General features: G+C 64.9%; 17 protein-coding genes. 6 read left to right on the forward strand and 11 right to left on the reverse strand.

Features of this window, described 5'->3' with window-relative positions; genetic code table 11:
* Nucleotides 1-11: 11 nt before the first annotated feature.
* Together MTX34_RS20970 and MTX34_RS20975 are read right to left on the reverse strand one after the other, a co-directional pair.
* Nucleotides 12-527, reverse strand: coding sequence for a class F sortase (locus MTX34_RS20970; protein WP_243610678.1), 516 nt, complete (start codon nt 525-527; stop codon nt 12-14).
* 168 nt (nt 528-695) lie between these two features.
* Nucleotides 696-2,153: an ice-binding family protein gene (locus MTX34_RS20975; protein WP_243610679.1), complete on the reverse strand. Its 1,458-nt coding sequence runs from the start codon at nt 2,151-2,153 to the stop codon at nt 696-698.
* A 381-nt stretch (nt 2,154-2,534) separates the two neighbouring features.
* On the opposite strand from MTX34_RS20975, the gene MTX34_RS20980 reads away from it, so the two are divergent.
* Nucleotides 2,535-3,218 carry a TetR/AcrR family transcriptional regulator C-terminal domain-containing protein gene (locus MTX34_RS20980; protein ID WP_243610680.1) on the forward strand — a complete coding sequence of 228 codons (684 nt, stop codon included), beginning with the start codon at nt 2,535-2,537 and terminating at the stop codon, nt 3,216-3,218.
* 22 nt (nt 3,219-3,240) lie between these two features.
* Here MTX34_RS20980 and MTX34_RS20985 read toward each other — a convergent pair whose 3' ends face one another.
* The 3 genes from MTX34_RS20985 to MTX34_RS20995 form a co-directional block, all read right to left on the reverse strand.
* Nucleotides 3,241-3,975, reverse strand: coding sequence for an alpha/beta fold hydrolase (locus MTX34_RS20985; RefSeq protein ID WP_243610681.1), 735 nt, complete (start codon nt 3,973-3,975; stop codon nt 3,241-3,243).
* 79 nt (nt 3,976-4,054) lie between these two features.
* Complete coding sequence (locus MTX34_RS20990; protein ID WP_243610682.1) at nt 4,055-5,749, reverse strand: MDR family MFS transporter; 1,695 nt, start codon at nt 5,747-5,749, stop codon at nt 4,055-4,057.
* A 92-nt stretch (nt 5,750-5,841) separates the two neighbouring features.
* A complete protein-coding gene (locus tag MTX34_RS20995) occupies nt 5,842-7,122 on the reverse strand; it encodes a nitrate/nitrite transporter (protein ID WP_243610683.1) in 1,281 nt (426 codons plus the stop codon).
* Between the two features lie 122 nt (nt 7,123-7,244).
* On the opposite strand from MTX34_RS20995, the gene aroQ reads away from it, so the two are divergent.
* From aroQ to MTX34_RS21020, 5 genes are all read left to right on the forward strand, one after another.
* Complete coding sequence (aroQ, locus tag MTX34_RS21000; protein ID WP_308198553.1) at nt 7,245-7,679, forward strand: type II 3-dehydroquinate dehydratase; 435 nt, start codon at nt 7,245-7,247, stop codon at nt 7,677-7,679.
* A 62-nt stretch (nt 7,680-7,741) separates the two neighbouring features.
* Nucleotides 7,742-8,500: a thioredoxin domain-containing protein gene (locus MTX34_RS21005; protein WP_243610684.1), complete on the forward strand. Its 759-nt coding sequence runs from the start codon at nt 7,742-7,744 to the stop codon at nt 8,498-8,500.
* 20 nt (nt 8,501-8,520) lie between these two features.
* Nucleotides 8,521-9,138 (forward strand): vitamin K epoxide reductase family protein, encoded by a 618-nt coding sequence (locus MTX34_RS21010; protein ID WP_243610685.1) that lies wholly within the window; start codon nt 8,521-8,523, stop codon nt 9,136-9,138.
* A gap of 164 nt (nt 9,139-9,302) precedes the next feature.
* A complete protein-coding gene (locus MTX34_RS21015; RefSeq protein ID WP_243610686.1) occupies nt 9,303-10,862 on the forward strand; it encodes a bifunctional lytic transglycosylase/C40 family peptidase in 1,560 nt (519 codons plus the stop codon).
* Nucleotides 10,863-10,897: 35 nt separating this feature from the next.
* Nucleotides 10,898-11,689 carry an acyl-[acyl-carrier-protein] thioesterase gene (locus tag MTX34_RS21020; protein WP_374640186.1) on the forward strand — a complete coding sequence of 264 codons (792 nt, stop codon included), beginning with the start codon at nt 10,898-10,900 and terminating at the stop codon, nt 11,687-11,689.
* Here MTX34_RS21020 and MTX34_RS21025 read toward each other — a convergent pair.
* From MTX34_RS21025 to MTX34_RS21050, 6 genes are read right to left on the reverse strand one after another with little or no spacing between them, the layout of a single operon-like run.
* A complete protein-coding gene (locus MTX34_RS21025) occupies nt 11,593-13,047 on the reverse strand; it encodes an AMP-binding protein (RefSeq protein ID WP_243610687.1) in 1,455 nt (484 codons plus the stop codon). The two genes, MTX34_RS21020 and MTX34_RS21025, sit on opposite strands and share 97 nt — an antisense overlap.
* The gene (locus MTX34_RS21030; RefSeq protein ID WP_243610688.1) at nt 13,034-13,642 is read right to left on the reverse strand and encodes an energy-coupling factor transporter transmembrane protein EcfT; all 609 of its coding nucleotides are present in this window, start codon (nt 13,640-13,642) and stop codon (nt 13,034-13,036) included. The genes MTX34_RS21025 and MTX34_RS21030 overlap by 14 nt, the downstream gene beginning before the upstream one ends.
* Nucleotides 13,639-14,319, reverse strand: a complete 681-nt coding sequence (locus MTX34_RS21035; RefSeq protein ID WP_243610689.1) for an energy-coupling factor ABC transporter ATP-binding protein — start codon at nt 14,317-14,319, stop codon at nt 13,639-13,641. Before MTX34_RS21035 ends, MTX34_RS21030 begins: the two co-directional genes overlap by 4 nt.
* Before the next feature lie 10 nt (nt 14,320-14,329).
* Nucleotides 14,330-15,463: a thiolase family protein gene (locus MTX34_RS21040; RefSeq protein ID WP_243610690.1), complete on the reverse strand. Its 1,134-nt coding sequence runs from the start codon at nt 15,461-15,463 to the stop codon at nt 14,330-14,332.
* Entirely contained in the window at nt 15,460-16,659 is a 1,200-nt protein-coding gene (locus MTX34_RS21045) for an AMP-binding protein (protein WP_243610691.1), read from the reverse strand. Before MTX34_RS21045 ends, MTX34_RS21040 begins: the two co-directional genes overlap by 4 nt.
* Entirely contained in the window at nt 16,656-17,207 is a 552-nt protein-coding gene (locus MTX34_RS21050) for a biotin transporter BioY (RefSeq protein WP_243610692.1), read from the reverse strand. The genes MTX34_RS21045 and MTX34_RS21050 overlap by 4 nt, the downstream gene beginning before the upstream one ends.
* Between the last annotated feature and the right edge of the window lie 108 nt (nt 17,208-17,315).

Genomic DNA, 17,315 nt, shown 5'->3' on the forward strand with positions numbered 1-17,315 from the left:
GCGTTCGGGCGTCAGACCCGATCGGCGTACACGACGATGTTGTCGTCGTAACTCGAGATGTCCGAGTCGAATTGGCCGCCACAAGTGATCAAACGTAGGCCGGGATGGTCGATGTCTCCGTAGACTTTGTCGGTGGGGAACGGCTCCTTCGGGTATTGCTCCACCGCGCTGACCACAAAGCGGACGGTGTTGCCGTCCTGTCTGACGACGGTGACATCGTCGCCCTGTTCGAGTTCACGGAGCCGGTAGAAAACGCCGGGGCTACCATCCCAATCCACATGTCCTGCAACGATCGACGGTCCCAGTTGCCCGGGAGTCGGCGATCCGGTATACCAACCGGCGGGGAATCCTCCCGGGGGAACCTCCATCGAGCCGTCCGGCTGCAGACCCAGACCCATCACGTCGGATTCGACGCCGATCGCACCGATCTCGAGTCGCGCAGGCGGTGACCCGGGGGCCGACGATGACTGCTCTGCAACCTCACCCGACGGGGCGACGGAGGCAGGAGCAGAAGAAGTCGAGGACATCGAATCGTTTTGCGGCGGTCCGGGATCCGAGGGTGTTGCGCACCCAGCAACCAGCGACAACAGCAACAGGAACGCCGCCGCCACCGCCCGGACCACGACCCGATTACGGGTCGTGGTCCGAGCGAATCGAGCCAGAGGTACTGATACCTCGACGGTAGATCTCACCGATCAGTTCCGACGACGAGTCAGAGTCAAGGCTGAGACCGCACCGACCGCGAGCACGGCCAGCAACGTCCACACCGGAACGAACGACGCTCCACTCGAACGGTTTACGGTACTGCCGTCACCGGTATCGACGCCACCGTTCGGGATCTGCGTGATCTGCCCACCCGGGTTGTACGTACCCGGTTGATTCGGGCCGCTCGGTGTGTTCGGCTGGTTCGGAGTGCGCGGCTGGTCCGGAGTATTGGGCTGATCAGGGGTGTTGGGGGTGTTCGGTGTGTTGGGGGTGTTCGGTGTGTTCGGCTGGTTCGGTGTGTTGGGGGTATTAGGTGTGTTCGGCTGATTCGGTGTGTTCGGCTGCTCCGGCACATTCGGGACACCCGGGGTGTTCGGCAGTTCAGGCGTCGGGACGCCCGGGATCGGCGGGATGGTGATCACCGGAGGCACACCCGGGATCGGGGGTAGTTCGATGACTATCGGCGGGGTACCGCCACCATCACCGGGCGTACCCGGCGTACCCGGCGTTCCACCACCATCACCCGGCGTACCCGGCGTACCACCATCACCCGGCGTACCCGGCGTACCACCATCACCCGGGGTACCGCCACCACCGTCACCCGGGGTGTCGCCGTCGTCATCCGGCGGCGTGATCCCACATTCAGCATTGCTGATCGTGTTGGAGTCGAGGGTGACTGCGCCGGTCAGAGCCAGTAGGCGACCCCGCACATCGGCACCCGTCGCAGCGGTGATCGACGCCTGCGCCATGACCGTGCCGACGAAATCGGTGTCGGTGCCGAGAGTGGCCGAACTTCCGATCTGCCAGAACACGTTGCACGGGCTGGCACCGTTGATCAGCGACACACTGCTGCCCGAGCCCGTGACGAGAGTCGATCCTGCTTGGAAAATGAAGACCGCATCTGCATTTCCTTGCGCGTCGAGTACCAGAGGCAGGTCTCCGGTCAGTCCGAGAGTGCCACCTCTGTACAAACCGGCATTCCGTGTTGTGCCCCCCAACTCGACTGGGACCAGTTCCGGTCCCGACCTGCCGGCAGCATCGGTGTATGCAGTCTGCAGAGCGCCTTTCGCGTTCAAAGCCCGTTCGTTCTTGTCGTCGATCACACCGTTGGTAATTTGTTCCGGGAGCAGGCCGGTGACACTGGAAGGCTCTCCATTTCCCGGGCTCACACCCACAGAGCCGGAGATGACGGAGGTGCCCGCGTCGGTGACGGTGGAGCCGGCAAGTATCGCGTAAGGGTCTGCGGCACCGAGCAGGACTTCGGGAACCACGACGGCTGGGGCTGGAGCTTGAGGTTGAGCGTCGGCTGTCGAGACGTTGACCAGCATGAGCGCACTGGTTGCGAGCGCGACAGTGCCGACGAGAGGAACGAACGCCGAGCCCTTCCGTCGGGATGTGGACGGCGCAGGACGGTGTTGCGGAGCGTGCATGTTGGGTGCCGATCTCATGGAGGAGTTTCGCGTGAGACATGCAGTCGCACAACGAATATGGGTATCGAATCCCCCGACGAGAGTCAATTGCGAAATTCCGCGACGGTCGACGATTGTCACTGGAATTCACCAGGGGCGTCGAGGTCTCGCAGAGTCCGTAGATCGGTGGATCGCCGGCCGACTGTCTGCAACCGAGCGAAAGGAGTGGAAGACCAGCGAAGGCTCGTGCCCACTTCGCAAGAAAGAGTTTCCCCGTATCTCTACGGTGTAGAGCTACAGCTGACCATGTGTAAGGTCAAGGGTCAAGCGAAAAACGTTGACGAACAACAAGTTTGTTTGAAGAGCGAAAGCCGATCGGCGTGACGCTTACCGTGTTGTACCGAAAATGGTGACGCATTCATGACGCCCTCGGACCGTTTCAATCAACTTCCACGCGACAAGATCGACCGCGAGTACGTCGTGTCCGCGGCCCTGTCCATCGTCGACAACACCGGACTCGACAGTTTGACGATTCGCAGCCTGGCAACATCGATCGATCGAGATCCGATGACGGTGTACCGGTACGTTCCGACGAAGGAAGCCCTGCTCGACGCAATAGCCGATTCGATCCTGGGAGACCTCGTAGCGGTCGACGGGTCGGACACGAACTGGAGACGTCAGCTCACGATCTTCGGCCGGCACTACCGCGAACTCGCCTTGGCACACCCACGAGCGGCTGTCCTGCTGGCGACGCGCCCCCGGGCGACGCCACTGGGGCTGGGCACCACAAGGTCGCTGGTATCGCTCGAGGGCATCCTGAGCCTTCTGGCCACTGCCGGTTTCACCGTGCCCGAAGCACTTTCGGCCTACCGGTTACTGATGTCCCTACTACGTGGACACGTGCTCAGCGAGACCCAGGAGACAACAGAGCATCCGGACGAGACGGTGGACAGATTGAGCCTCGCGCTGCGGAGATTGCCGATCGACGAGTTCCCCATCATGTCGGTCATCCCCCCGCTCATCACGGAATACGACGGTGCCCACGAACTCGATCGCGGATTGGACGTCCTGTTCGACGGCCTGCGCCACGTCCCGAGCACCTGAGTTCGGCCCGCGAGATCCCAGCTCAGACGCGTCGAATGGGCGCAAAAGTCTGGACGGCGTCTCGAGTGAAGAAATCAAGCAGAAGTGCATTGCAGAGCGCCGGCTTCTCGACCAGTAGCCCGTGCGACGTTCCCGGCACGACGGCCAGTTCGGCAACCGGAACGCTGCGATAGAACTCGGTGGCGTGCTCGATGCTCACCTCGTCGTCGTCGCCGATCATCACCAGCGTGCGTACCGACAGCTCGGCCAGATCCGCAGGCGTCAGTGCCGGATCTGCGCTGTGCATATCATCGAGCCTGCGCACGAAGTCGGATCGCTCGGTCTGGCCCGACATCCCGCCGCCCCAGCCGTCACGGTGGAACACGCTCGCAACGCAGGCGAGACGTTCCACCAGATCCGGTCTCTGCAGCGCGACCATCAGGGCCACCACTCCGCCGTCACTGCACCCCGCCAGCCTCGTCGGTCCGCCGACGACCTGCTCGATGAACGCGATGGTATCGGCGGCCATGGCGGCAAAAGTCAGGGCTGCGAACGTCAACTCCGGGGACAACCCGGGCCCCTCGACATCGGGCGTGCGGCCGTGACCTCGACGCTCGGGCGTGTACACCCGCAGCGTCGACGCCAGTCCCGCGACAGTGGGCTCCAACGCCCGCGCATCGACACCCCCGGGATGCAGAAACACCACCGGATCGCCGTCGCCGAACTCGGCGTACCAAGTTTGCACCGGCCCCAGCTGGACCCAGTTTCCAGTGTTCACGGCATCAGTGTCCACAGCATCAGTGTCCACAGCATCGGTGTTCACAGCATCGGTGTTCACAGCATCGGTGTTCACAGCATCAAACTAGACCCGTACCCGACTCCTTCGCTCGTTCTTCGTCGCGCTCCTGCTGCGCAGCAGCCAAGCCCGACATGGTCCGCAGCGGAACCTCCTTCAGGAACAGCACCAGCACGAACCCGATGAGCATCAGAATCGACACGGCCAGGAACACGTAATCCATGGCGTCGGAGAAGCCGACGCGGAACGGCTCGGCCAGTGCGGGTTCGAGCTTCTGAATGAACGAGCTGTCCTGCAACGCACTGCCTGCCACGGAGGCGTCTCCCGAGGCGATGGCCTGGGCGAAGCCGGATTGCAGAGGGTCGGAACTGGTAGCGGCGCTCTGCACTGCCTGCTGGAAGGCAGGCGTCGAACTCGCGGCGACCAACGCGTCGCCCGTCTTCGGAGTCAGCTGGGTGAACAGCATCGACAGGAACACGGCCACACCCACCGTCGCACCGATCTGCCGGAAGAACGTTGCGGCAGAGGTCGATACACCCATGTCCTTGGGCGGCATCGCGTTCTGGATGGCCAGGGTCAACGGCTGCATCATCGAACCGAGACCGAGGCCGAACACGCCCATGACGACCATCGTCTGCCACAGCGGGGTATCGGCGTGCACGTAGTGGAAGACGAACATCGCAATCGCCATCAGTGCGGTACCGACGATCGGAAAGATCTTGTAGCGCCCCGTCTTCGAGATCATCCGACCCGAGACGATCGACGCGATCATCAGGGCTCCGACGAGAGGCAGAGTCTGATAGCCGGCCAGCGTCGGCGAGGAGCCTTTGACCACCTGCAAGTACTGCGGCAGCAGCGAGATGCCACCGAACATGGCCGCGCCGGCGATGACACTGACGGCAATACACAACGAGAACAACGGGTTTCGGAAGAATCGCATGGGGATCAGGGCGTCGTCGCCCATCTTGATCTCGGCCAGCACGAACGCGATGACGCCGACGATGCCGATTCCGAAGCACAGCAGCGCCCGCGGCGAGCTCCAGCCCCACACCCGACCCTGCTCGGCGATGATGAGCAGCGGCACGAGGCCGACACTGAGAAGCACTGCGCCCCACCAGTCGACGCGTGCCTCGCGGCGGTACACCGGCAGGTTCAGCACTCGCCACACCACCACGAGCGCGATCATGCCGAGCGGAACGTTGATGTAGAAGACCCAACGCCAGCCGGTGATTCCGAGAATCGTCGACTGCCCGGCGAGCAGGCCACCGATGACCGGCCCGAGCACACTGGACGTACCGAAGACGGCCAAGAAGTAGCCCTGATACTTGGCTCGTTCACGCGGCGGGACGATATCGCCGATGATCGCCAATGCCATCGACATCAGACCGCCTGCACCGAGACCTTGAACGGCGCGGAACGCGGCGAGCTCGTACATCGACGTCGCGATCCCGCACAGCATCGATCCGACGACGAAGATCGAGATGGCCGTCATGAAGAACGGCTTGCGCCCGTACAGGTCGGACAGCTTGCCGTACAACGGGGTCGAGACCGTCGAGGTGATGAGGTAGGCGGTCGTCACCCAGGCCAGAACCGAGAACCCGTTGAGGTCGTCGGCGATGGTGCGGACGGACGTCGAGACGATGGTCTGGTCGAGGGCAGCGAGGAACATGCCCATCATCAGACCGGACAGGATGGTCATGATCTCGCGATGCGAATACTCGCCGGTCGCGGGCTTCACTTCAGGCTCGGTTACCATCTCTTGACTGCACCTTTACGTAGCGTTTGCTTGTGTCCTGCAACGATATTCGGGACACCAGCATGCGCTCACAAAGCCGTTCGAGCAAAGGTTTATTTGCGGCGAATCCGGTCGCGCACCTCACGCATCGTGTGCGGGTGAATGCCCTCGGCCGCCAGGACCTTGCGAGTCTTGCGACGCGTCGACAGGACACCGATGATCGCGACGATCCACACGGGAAATTGCACGAGCAACGCCACCCGGAAACCGTCGAACGTGTAACCACCCATCGCGTCGAGAATCCACCCGATCGCCGCGATCACCAACAACGACGCGAGGAACCCGCCGATGTTGACCATGCCCTGCGCCGTCCCCAGATTGGCACTCGGATTGAACGTACGGGCGAGGTCGAAACCGATCACCGACCCCGGGCCACCCATCGAGATCACCACCACGAGCAGCACCAGCAACCACAGCGGCGCAGGCCCCGGCAATGCCAGGACGATCGCCCACATCGTCGCGTTGCTGATCATGATGGCCAGCACCAGCCACGACCGTCGCATCGGATATCGCCCGGTGAGCAGACCGAGCACGATGCCCGACGCCACCGCGGCCAGCACCGACATCGTCAGCAACGCTCCGGCCGTCGACGCCGACAGGCCCTGCGCCGACGTCAGATACGGCACACCCCACAGCAAGGCGAACACCGTGATCGAGAACTGGGTGCCCATGTGCGAGAAGAAGCCCAGCCGGGTACCGGGGCGTCGCCACACCTGCGCGATGGAGGCGAGGGTCTGCCGCAGCGACGTGGGTTCGAACACGGGGGCAGCTCCGGCGTCGGGGCGATCGCGCACCAGAGCCACGACCAACACGAGCGCGAGGAGCCCCAACGCTGCAGCGCTACCGAACGCGAACGTCCAGCCGGGTCCATTCAGCAGGATCAGGAAAGGGACCGCCGAGAGCACCTGGCCGAGCTGGCCGAGCAGTCCCGTCAGCTGCGAGACGATCGGCACCCGCCGCGGCGTGAACCACACCGGCACCAGGCGCAGCACCGAGATGAAGGTGAGCGCGTCGCCCACCCCGACGAACGCGCGCGCCGCCACCGCGACCGGCAGCGACTCGGTGAGCGCCAACGTGATCTGCGCCGACGCCATGATCAGCGCGCCCGCGGCGATCATCTTCCGTGAACCGATTCGGTCCAGGAGCACACCGGCCGGGATCTGCATCCCCGCGTAGACGATCACCTGCAGCACCACGAACGACGACAGCAGGGACGGCGATACGGAGAACCGATCGGCCGCACCGAGGCCCGCAACACCGAACGACGTTCGATGCAGCACCCCGACGATGTAGGCGAAGACGCCGACGCCCCACACCACCCACACTGTTCTCACTCGGTCACGGTTCTCACTCGGTCACTGCCTTCACCGGACGATTGTGTCAACCCGCTGTGAAATGATCGGACTCGGTAGTACCCGAAGCAGGCAGTAGTCGAAGCAGGACAAGGAGTGATGTCGTGGCCAAGCAGCTGTTGGTGCTCAACGGTCCGAATCTGAACATGCTCGGAACCAGGCAGCCCGAGGTGTACGGCCACGCCACCCTCGCCGACGTCGTCGCCCTGTGCGAGAAGACCGCCGCCGACCACGGACTCACCGTCCGCGCCGAGCAGTCCAACCACGAGGGACAGCTCATCGACTGGATCCACGAGGCCCGCGGGGTGGCGTCGGGCATCGTCATCAACCCGGGCGGGTTGACCCATACCTCCGTGGCACTGCGCGACGCCCTCGTCATCCCCGAGGTTCCGATCATCGAGGTGCACATCTCCAACGTGCACGCCCGCGAGGAGTTTCGGCACCACTCCTACGTCTCCCCTATCGCCAGCGGGGTGATCGCCGGACTCGGGATCGACGGCTACAAGTTCGCCATCGAACGACTCGCTTCTCTCGTCTGATACAACTCTCGTCTGATACAGCTCTCATCGGACGCTCAGGATTGCTTGCCTAGACTGGCCGCGTGAACACGAGCAAGAACGTCTCGAAAGACATCAAGGCCATGCAAAACGGCGACAAGAATCGTCGAACTCTCGTTCAGATAGTCGTGGCAGTCGTTCTGATCGCGCTCGTGGCGGCGATCGCTCTGTTCATCGTCAACCGGGATTCCTCCTCGGACGATGCGGCATCTGCCGCCGACTCCGGTGCGTCGTCCGGACCGCAGCTCACCCCCACCTCGCTCACCGAAAACGGTGCGATCCGCTTCGGCAACCCCGACGCCTCCACGGTGATCAGCGTCGTCGAGGACTTCCAGTGCCCGGCGTGCAAGAACTTCGAAGCCCTCAGCGGATCGACGCTGCAGCAACTGGCAGACGCAGGCAATGTCGCCGTCGACTACCGTCCCATCTCCATTCTCGATCGGTTCTCGAACGGAACCATGTACTCGACCCGCTCGGCGAGCGCAGCGATCTGCGTCGCCGAGAACGATCGCGACAGCTGGATGAACTGGCATACCGCGATGTTCGCGCAGCAGCCCGCCGAGAACGGCACCGGGCTGACCGACGACGAGCTCGTCGAGATCGCCACGTCGGCAGGGGCCGACTCCCCCGCCACCGCGTCGTGCATCACCGACGGCAGCTACACCGACTGGGTCACCACTCAGACGCAATCGGTCATCGGCGAAGGCATCAACGGAACGCCGAACGTGCGCGTCAACGGCACCGACATCTCCAACCCAACGCCCGAGAACATTCTCGCCGCCGCCGCAGCAGCCGGTAACTGAGCAGCCACCGGTACCGATCCATGAGAATCCGTGCAGGTGCTACAGTTGTCGGCCCAGCCGCCTTCACCGTCCTCAGTGCTCTCGGGTTGCTCGCCGCGCTCACGCTGACGATCGAGCGATTCAAACTGCTCGAGGACGCGTCGTACGTCCCGTCGTGCAGCCTGAATCCGGTGCTCTCGTGCGGGTCGGTCATGGTGACGAAACAAGCTGCGCTGTTCGGTTTTCCGAACCCCATCCTCGGCATCGTCGCGTTCTCCGTCGCCCTCGTCGCCGGAGTCCTCGCACTCGGCCGCGTCGAACTGCCACATTGGTTCTGGCTCGGGCTGAGCGCGGGCCTACTGCTCGGTGAAGTGTTCGTACACTGGCTGATCTTCGAAAGCCTCTACGAGATCGGTGCGTTGTGCCCGTACTGCATGGTCGTGTGGGCGGTGACGATGCCGTTGTTCGTGCTGGCTCTGAGCCGACTGATCAGTACCGGCTCGAACAACACCGGCCCGAACAACACCGACCCGAGCAACACCGGCACACTCGGCCGCCTCTTCCTGGAATGGCGCTGGACGCTGCTGGCCGTGTGGTACGCAATCGTCGTCGCGCTCATCGGAATCCGGTTCTCGGACTACTGGGCAACCTTTCTCTGAATGTCCCTGCTCTGAATGTCCCTGCTCTGAATGTCCCTGCTCTGACAGTTTCGCAAAACTCATGAGTCGAACGTCTGCACCGTGCATGATGGATGCAGCACCCGAGTGAGACTGATCACAGCTCCTGGCTCGGGGAAGATCGTTCGAGTAACAGGAGTCGATACATGGCAGGCGATCCCTTCGCAGTCATCGTTGCCGTCATCGTGTCGGCCGCCGGCGTAGTCGCCGGAACCGACGCCCCGGCCCCGATTCCGGATCAGGCGGTGCAGGATCAGGCGGCAGAGATTGCCGCCACCGCCGAGGATCAGGCGAAGACGATGAGCGATCAGTGGACAGAACTCCTGGGCACCATGCCCGAACCGGCCGCCGACATCGCCGACCGCACCCTCTCCGACGCCGCCGAAGGCCTGCACACCGCCGCCGAACCGATGCTTCCCGACCTGCCGACGGTGGAAGACATCGAGGCAGCCGACCCAGCGCTGGTCGACCCAGATGCAGCCGACGCAGATCCAGCCGACGCCGCGGCAGCCGGTATTGCTGCATTGTCGACCGACCCGGCTGCGGCCGCCTTGCCCGCCGCAGCTGTGGCTTCTGCCAGTTCTCTCTCTGCCCCTCTGCCGTTCAGTGTGTTCTCGCCGAGTGCTCTCGCGTCCACTGCTGTGGCCACCACCGCAGCCGCACTCGGCGCCGGTGCCGTCCAATTCGCCGGCCGGACATACACCGCCGCCGATATCGCCACCCAGACGGCGTTCATGGCGTCGGCCGAGGCCATTCGGCGTGCGTTGTTTCCCGGTCTACCGGTCACGTTCACCGGCATCAATGTGGGCCCGATCGGTCTGGGTGCGGTAGGAGCCATCACCGCGTTCGTGCCGTGGCTGCAGAAGGCAGGCAACATCTGCGGCGGCGTCAAGGCCACCACGATCGCCGCACTCTATGCCGCCGAGAACGGCTTTCGGCACGGGCCCACTGCGCCGGTATCGAGCACCGGCGCGCAAGGTCCGGGGCAGTTCATGCCCGGCACATGGGCGACGTACGGCAAGGACTACGACGGCAACGGCGTCACCGACGTCAACAGCATCGGCGATTCGGTGATGGCGTCGGGCACCCTGCTGTGCGATATCTACGGGCAGGTCGACGGTTGGAAGCGCGAGGGCAAGGTGTCCGGTGACACCTTGGATCTGACCCTGGCCGGGTACAACGCGGGCGCGGGAGCGGTCCTACGATCGGGCGGAATGCCCTCGGGCACATTCGATTACGAGACGCAGACCAAGCCGTACGTGTCCCGCATCCGGGCGACCGAAGCGCAGTTCGCCGCCATCCTCACCCCGTTCGCCGGACTCGACCTCACCGGAATCGGCGGCCGATCGGTTCAGTTGGCGATGGACTACCTGGGACTGCCGTACGTGTGGGGCGGCGGAAACATCAACGGACCGTCCGGCGGCGGTTTCGACTGCTCGGGTCTGACGTCGTACGCCCTCTACAAGGCCTCGGGCGGAAAAGTGACCCTGCCCCGCACCTCGGAAACTCAGTGGAACGTGGGCACCGAGATCCCCATGGAGCTCGCGCAACCGGGCGATCTGCTGTTCGGAAACTTCGGACCGGCCGGACCGGGTCACGTGGCGATCTACATGGGCAACGGCCAGATGGTGCATGCTCCCACCACCGGAGACGTCGTGCGGGTGGCTCCGGTGTTCGACGGCATGCGGGCACGTCACATCGTCTGACGGTGCACTCGTAGCTGTCCGCGTACAGTGCGAGCGTGACCAATGCACGCGTGGAACCGGCCGGCTTCGACGACGATCTGGCACCGGAGCCGCCGCCCGGTGAGGGCTTCGAGACCAGCTGGCCGGTGCGGACCGGGGACATCGATCCGAGCAACCGACTGCGGTTCGACGGGGTCGCCCGCTACCTGCAGGACATCGGTACCGACAACCTCGACGCCACTCCGCTCGGTAAGACGGACCCGATGTGGATCGTGCGACGCACCGTCATCGACGTCTTCGAGCCCATCCACTTCCCGGACCGCGTGCACATGCGCCGATGGTGTTCCTCGATGTCGACCCGATGGTCCAACATGCGGGTGGCGTTGACGACGCCGAAGGGCGGACGCGTCGAAACCGAGGGCTTCTGGATCAACATCAGCAAGGACACCGGAATGCCGACCCGCATCAGTGACGGGGCTCTGGAAATGCTGGCGCGAACCACCGATCAACACCGGTTGCGATGGAAGGCCTGGCTGACCGAGCCGGTGCCGGCCGAATCGCCTACCGACCTGCACTTCCCTTTGCGCGCAACCGATATCGACCCGTTCAACCACCTCAACAATGCGGCCTACTGGCACGCGATCGAGGAGTTGCTGGTCGATGTGCCCGCGTTGGCCGCGGCACCCCACCGCGCCGTCATCGAGTACCTGACGCCGGTGCTCGCGGGGGAACGCGTCACTCTGCGCCACCGCTACGACGGCGGTGTGTTGACCGTCTGGTTCGTCGTCACCGGAGCATCGGGCGAGCCGACGGTCCGCACCGTGGCCAAGATTGCGCCCAAGGCGTGACGGTCGAGCTTGCCGCGGGGTGTGCGGGGTAGGGAATCCAGGAAGGCGATCACCACCGGCATGGCGGGACCCGGCAGCAGCGCCCTGAGGTGGTGACGAATACTGGATGCGGATGGCGGATCATGTTGCGCAACAACGACTCCGGCCGCCGGAACCTCACCGGCTCGATCGTCGGGCAGGCCGAGCACTCCGGCATCGAGAATGCCGGGGATCGACAACAGTGCCGCCTCGATCGGAGCCAACTCGACGTTGAGTCCGGCTCGAACGATCGTCTCGCTGCCACGGCCGTGCAGAATCAATCGACCCTCGTGGACACTTCCGCGATCGCCGACGGTCATCCACCCGCTTGTGTCCGGCCCCGCAGTTACCGACTCCTGCTTGCCTTCTCGACCCAGATAGCCGTCGAACAGCATGTCGCTGCGCACATGCAGCAGCTCGTTCCTAATCTCCACCTCGACCCCGTCGAACAGCCGTCCGCTGACCTCTGTGCCGCTGCTTTCGATGCGGTCGTAGGAGACGAAACTGAGCTCGGACGCACCGTAGAAGTGCGTCATGGTTGCGTTCGGTAGCGCCGTCGCCAGTGCCGCTCGACCCGACTGCGGCCATCGCGCCGCAGAGGAGAGCACCTCACGGACACTCGGGGCCAGAGCTCCGGAACGCGCGATGTCCCAGGCGATGGTCGGTACCGAATACAGGTGCGTCGGAGCGTCGTCGAGAGCGATCGCCGCTGGGCGTAGGTCCACCGTCGCACCGCGGGTAAGCCCGTGCACCGCACCGTAGAGAAAGTGCGTGTGATCGAGGGTGCCGGATGCAGACACCCGATCGCCCGGCCCGAGATCGAACAGTGCATCGGAGCGATCGAGCGTGGCCGCCCACGACGCCTGATCACGGACGAACAACTTGGGCGGGCCGGTGGTTCCCGAGGTGATGCCCACGAGCAGTTCGGAATTCGGTGCGGGCGGATCGAGCGCCGCGGCACGGCCGGTGGTGAGCTCCTCGGGTGCCAGCACGGTGTCGGCACCCCAACGATGCACTCGTGCGTGCTGACGCGGATGCGCGACGATCAGCGAGGGCTCACACACCGCCGTGACATCGGCGAATTCGTGAGCCAACAGATGTCGATGCAGCAGAACGACACTCACCCCGGCATGCATCGCCGCAACGACGACCACCAACGACCCGATATCCGACGTCGGCAATACCGCGATGCGACGCATCCCTGCCACTGCGGTCGCAGTGCAGGTCACCCGATCCCAGAATTCACGGTAGGTGATCTCCCCGGACGCGTCGACGACGGCTACTCCGAGACGGTCGGAATGCCGCGCTATCCGGGCGGCGAGAAGCTCACTCGTCATCATCGTCGACACCGCGCGCGACGAGGGCATCACCCATGGCGTCGGCGGTACGGAGGGCGCGCACCAGGACCGGCGTTGCCAGTGCCGTCATCGACCACTGCAGTCCGCGGGCCTTACGGGCCTGCGAGACCTCCTGCACGATCGACGCCAGCAGCGGAATGCATCGAATGGCCAAAGCCAGGAGCAGTCCGATGCGTTCCGGATCGACGCCGAAGCGTCGGACAGGGCCGAGCGCTCGGGTGACGGTGTCGAGCATGTCGGTCACCCGGGTGGTGAGCGTGACGAGGGCCGCCAGAGCAACGGAGATCACCAACACCCCGCACACCACCACGGCGCGCTGCCAGGTCGTGATGATCACCTGGAACACCCCGATGATCAGCAGCATCCAGAGCACCGGACGTAGTTGTGCCAATGCGACTTTCAGCGGGATTCGGGCTACCACGAACAGTACTGCGACCACCAGCGCCACGACACCGACCTCGAGCGGGGTGCGCGCGAAGATCACCGTCGCCAGGATTGCGAAGATCAGCGCCAGCAACTTCGATCCCGGGCTCATCCGGTGCAGCAGTGAGGTGCCGGGGCGGTACAGACCGATCATCCGATCAACTCCCGATAGGCCGGGACCGCGGCGGCAGGGGTGCCGTCGAACGCGATGCGGCCGTCGTCGATGACGATGACGCGCTCGAAGCTGTCCAGCAGTGCCAGTTGGTGAGTCACGACGACGACTTGCTGGTCCATCGAATCCAGAGCCTGCGCGACGACGCGTCCGTTGCGCAGATCGAGAAGCGTCGTCGGCTCGTCCGCAACGACCACCTCCGGCCGTCGAATGAGGACGGCACCGATCGCGAGCAGTTGTTTCTGTCCACCCGAGAGCAGATGCGCCGGATGGTCGCGGTGCTGATCGAGACGGAAGCGAACGAGAATCTCCTCGACCCGCTCGGCCACCTCTACCTTGCTCAGACCGGACCTACGCAACGAGAACGCGAGATCCTCTGCAACAGTGGGCATCACGATCTGCGAATCCGGATCGGTGAACACGAACCCGACCTTCTTGCGAACCTGCGCACCCTTCTTCGCGGCATCGATGCCGTCGACCGTGACGCGGCCCGTATCGGGCTTGATCAGACCGTTGATCATCCGCGCGAGCGTCGACTTACCCGAGCCGTTGGAGCCGATGATGCCGATTCGGCGCTCGTCGAACTCGAGGTCGATGCTGCGGAGCACCTGCCGTTCCCCGAACGAGTGCGAAGTGTTCTCGAACTTGATCGTGCTCATACACACCCACTCATGTTGCTCGCTCCACCAGCATCGCTATTCCCTGCCCGCCGCCGATGGCGCAGGCCGCCAGGCCCAGTCCCGGGCCCCCGGTGTGCAGCATTCGAGAGGCCAACCGCACCAGAAGAATTGCGCCCGATGCTCCCCACGGGTGGCCCATCGCGATGGCTCCCCCGTCGGGGCAGATGCGATCCTCGTCGAGGCCCACTTCATCCGAGACCGCCAGCACGACCGACGCGAACGCCTCGGTGATCTCGACGATTTCGATGTCGCCGAGGCCCACCCCGGTACGAGCGAGCAGCTTCTCGATCGCCGGCACCGGGCCGAGACCGGGAAGCGCCGGATCGGACCCTGCGACCGCACTGCCGAGGATCCGCAACGTCGGCATCCCGGCTGCCCGATCGGCCGAGGTGATGGCCAGAACCGCCGCCCCGTCTGATATTCCGCACGAGTTGCCCGCGGTCACCGTGCCGTCGGAGGTGAAGGTGGGGCGCAGCCTGCCGAGCCGCTGGGCGGTCATGTTCGGCCGGATGCGCTCATCGGTTGCGACATCGTTCACGGTGACGATCTCGGCCGAGAAGTCGCAGGCCGCGGCACGCGCGAACGACCGTGCAGCGTAGGCATCTTGGCGTTCGCGCCCGATGCCCCGGATTCGCGCGAGGTCGTCCGCCGCCACCCCCATGTCCGGGTCCTCGAAACCGTGGGGAGCGAAGGGCGCTCGGGTATAGCGGACGGGTTCTGCGCCGTCCACCGGCGGCCAGAATCGCCACGGGCTGGTGCTGGCAGATTCGACGCCGCCGGCCAGAATCAGCGTCTCGTCGCCGCTGCGGATGCGCGACGCAGCCTGCGCGACGGCGTCGAGCCCGGACCCGCACTGCCGATCGACCGTGACTCCGGGAACGCCGACACCGAGGCCCGCGAGCAGCGACGAGACCCGTGCGACGTCGCCGCCGGGGCCGAGACAGTTGCCGAGGATCACATCGTCGATCGGGGTGTCGAGTGAGCCGACCTCTGCTGCAACAGCTTTCAACACCGGCGCGGCGAGTTCCGGTGCGGTGACATCGGCGAACCCATGCCCGGCGATCCCGATAGCCGTACGTTTCGCCGCGACGATGACGGGGACATTCACTGCAGGCACAGTCACTGCAGGGCCCCTCGCGCGATTTTGCCGCTTGCCGTGCGGGGCAGCTGCTGCACCACCGTCCACCGACGCGGCAGTGCTTCCTTGGCCATGATTGCGCGAGCAAAGGCGCGGACGTGTTCGAGGTCGCGGGTCCCATCGAGTTCGATGACGGCAGAGACAGTTTCGCCGAGAACCGCGTGCGGGGTGCCGATCGCTGCCGCAGCTCGGACGCCGTCGAGTGCGGTCAGGATGTTCTCCACGTCCTCGGCGATCACCGTGGTACCACCCACGTTGATCGCCGCATCCCCGCGGCCGTGGACGAGAAGTTCGGAGCCGTTCAGTTCGGCCAGATCACCGACGCCGAACCACCCGTGCGCACCGATCGCAGCGTACGGCGACCGAACGAACAGGTAACCGTCCTCGGTGCGCGCTTCGACATTCCGGAGCAGTCTCAGGGGCGAGCGTTCGGCCACGACCCTCGCCGCCACCAGCGACAGTTCCGCCGATCCGTAGTACTCGACCAGCCTGATGGGCTGCGTCGAGGTGTTCTGAGTCGAGGTGTTCTGATCCGAGGTGTTCTGGCTCGAGATCGTCTGCGCGGCAGCATCATCGAGTCCGGCGCCGGCAGCGACGGCAACCCGCGCGCGAGGTATCCGGCGGAGGACGTCACGGAGTACCGCAGGCACGGCGTGGACAGCGGTGGCCTGCGCAGGATCGTCGGTGACGCATGCCCCCAGCCACAGTGCGTGCACCGCGGCGAACAGATGCATCGTGGCGTGTAGCGGTCCGGTGATGAGCACGGTATCGGTGGGGCGAAGACCGGTGATCTCGGTGAACTCGGGGAAGCTGTCGACCCACGACGCGGCAGTGCGAGCGAGCGGTTTCGGGCGGCCGGTGGAACCGGAGGTCGCCACCAGCAGGAACGCGTCGGGATCGGCGTGCGCAGGGCGCTCGGGACGAGCAGCCGGATCCTCGACCCGCACCGCGCTTCCCTGCCTGGCCGCCGCGAAAACGCAGATCAACGCGTCCGGCAGATCCAGGGCTGACGCGTCGTGGGATAGAGCACCGTGGGATCGAGCGTCATGCACCGGGAGGTGAGGCCACTGCTCGACGGCGGCGTCGAGTTCGGCATAGGTGAGTGTGCGGCCCGCCCAGGCGATGGCTGTGCCGTTGGCGGTGCTGCTGTCGCGGCCTCGACCTCCCAGTATGAGCGTCACGCCTTGATCAGGCCCGGGTACGCGCGGTGGACGCTCTTGGCGACGACGGTGGCGACGACGACTTTGGCGATGTCGCCGGGCAGGAACGGTCCGTTGGATGTGACGGCGGCCCAGAGCCCGACGTCGGTACGCAGAACGAGTCCGATGACGCCGAATGCATAGATGACCAGGATTCCGCCGATCGCGTTGATCAGCAGGCCGAGCGCGATCGAGTATTTGGGCAGAATGCGCGCTGTGAGCAGGCCGATCAGGAATGCGGCCGGTATCCAGCCGATGAGGTACCCGACGGTTGGCCCGGCCATGGCGGCGAGGCCGGTGCGTCCACCGGCCAGCAGCGGCAGACCGATCATCGTCAGGGCAAGGAACACCAGGACTGCGGCTGTGCCCTTGCGGGGTCCGAGGATGGCACCGGACAGGATGATGCCCAGCGTCTGCAAGGTGATGGGGACGCCCGAGAATCCGACCGTGATCGACCCCGGCAGGCCGAGAGCAGCGATGAGTGCAGCGAACACTGCAATCTGCGCCATATCGCGGGCGGAGACATTCATTCGGCTGACCTTACGGCTCGGCCGGCGAGTACTGCTGTCGACATCTGACACGGGTGGCTCCTCGAGGAGTGGGGCCCGCGAACTGCCCCAGAGACTTGAACGGCGTTC

Origin of the sequence: Rhodococcus sp. ARC_M5, from assembly GCF_022810405.1 — a bacterium.
GTDB lineage: Bacteria > Actinomycetota > Actinomycetes > Mycobacteriales > Mycobacteriaceae > Rhodococcoides > Rhodococcoides navarretei.

What these genes read in the sequence shown, in the direction of transcription:
- MTX34_RS20980 (WP_243610680.1), top strand. Translation starts at nt 2,535, where the DNA reads ATGACGCCCTCGGACCGTTTCAATCAACTTCCACGCGACAAGATCGAC.
- MTX34_RS21015 (WP_243610686.1), top strand. Translation starts at nt 9,303, where the DNA reads ATGGCAGGCGATCCCTTCGCAGTCATCGTTGCCGTCATCGTGTCGGCC.
- MTX34_RS21035 (WP_243610689.1), bottom strand. Translation starts at nt 14,319, where the DNA reads ATGAGCACGATCAAGTTCGAGAACACTTCGCACTCGTTCGGGGAACGG.
- MTX34_RS21025 (WP_243610687.1), bottom strand. Translation starts at nt 13,047, where the DNA reads ATGATGACGAGTGAGCTTCTCGCCGCCCGGATAGCGCGGCATTCCGAC.
- MTX34_RS21030 (WP_243610688.1), bottom strand. Translation starts at nt 13,642, where the DNA reads ATGATCGGTCTGTACCGCCCCGGCACCTCACTGCTGCACCGGATGAGC.
- MTX34_RS20975 (WP_243610679.1), bottom strand. Translation starts at nt 2,153, where the DNA reads ATGAGATCGGCACCCAACATGCACGCTCCGCAACACCGTCCTGCGCCG.
- MTX34_RS20970 (WP_243610678.1), bottom strand. Translation starts at nt 527, where the DNA reads ATGTCCTCGACTTCTTCTGCTCCTGCCTCCGTCGCCCCGTCGGGTGAG.
- MTX34_RS21050 (WP_243610692.1), bottom strand. Translation starts at nt 17,207, where the DNA reads ATGAATGTCTCCGCCCGCGATATGGCGCAGATTGCAGTGTTCGCTGCA.
- MTX34_RS21010 (WP_243610685.1), top strand. Translation starts at nt 8,521, where the DNA reads ATGAGAATCCGTGCAGGTGCTACAGTTGTCGGCCCAGCCGCCTTCACC.
- MTX34_RS20990 (WP_243610682.1), bottom strand. Translation starts at nt 5,749, where the DNA reads ATGGTAACCGAGCCTGAAGTGAAGCCCGCGACCGGCGAGTATTCGCAT.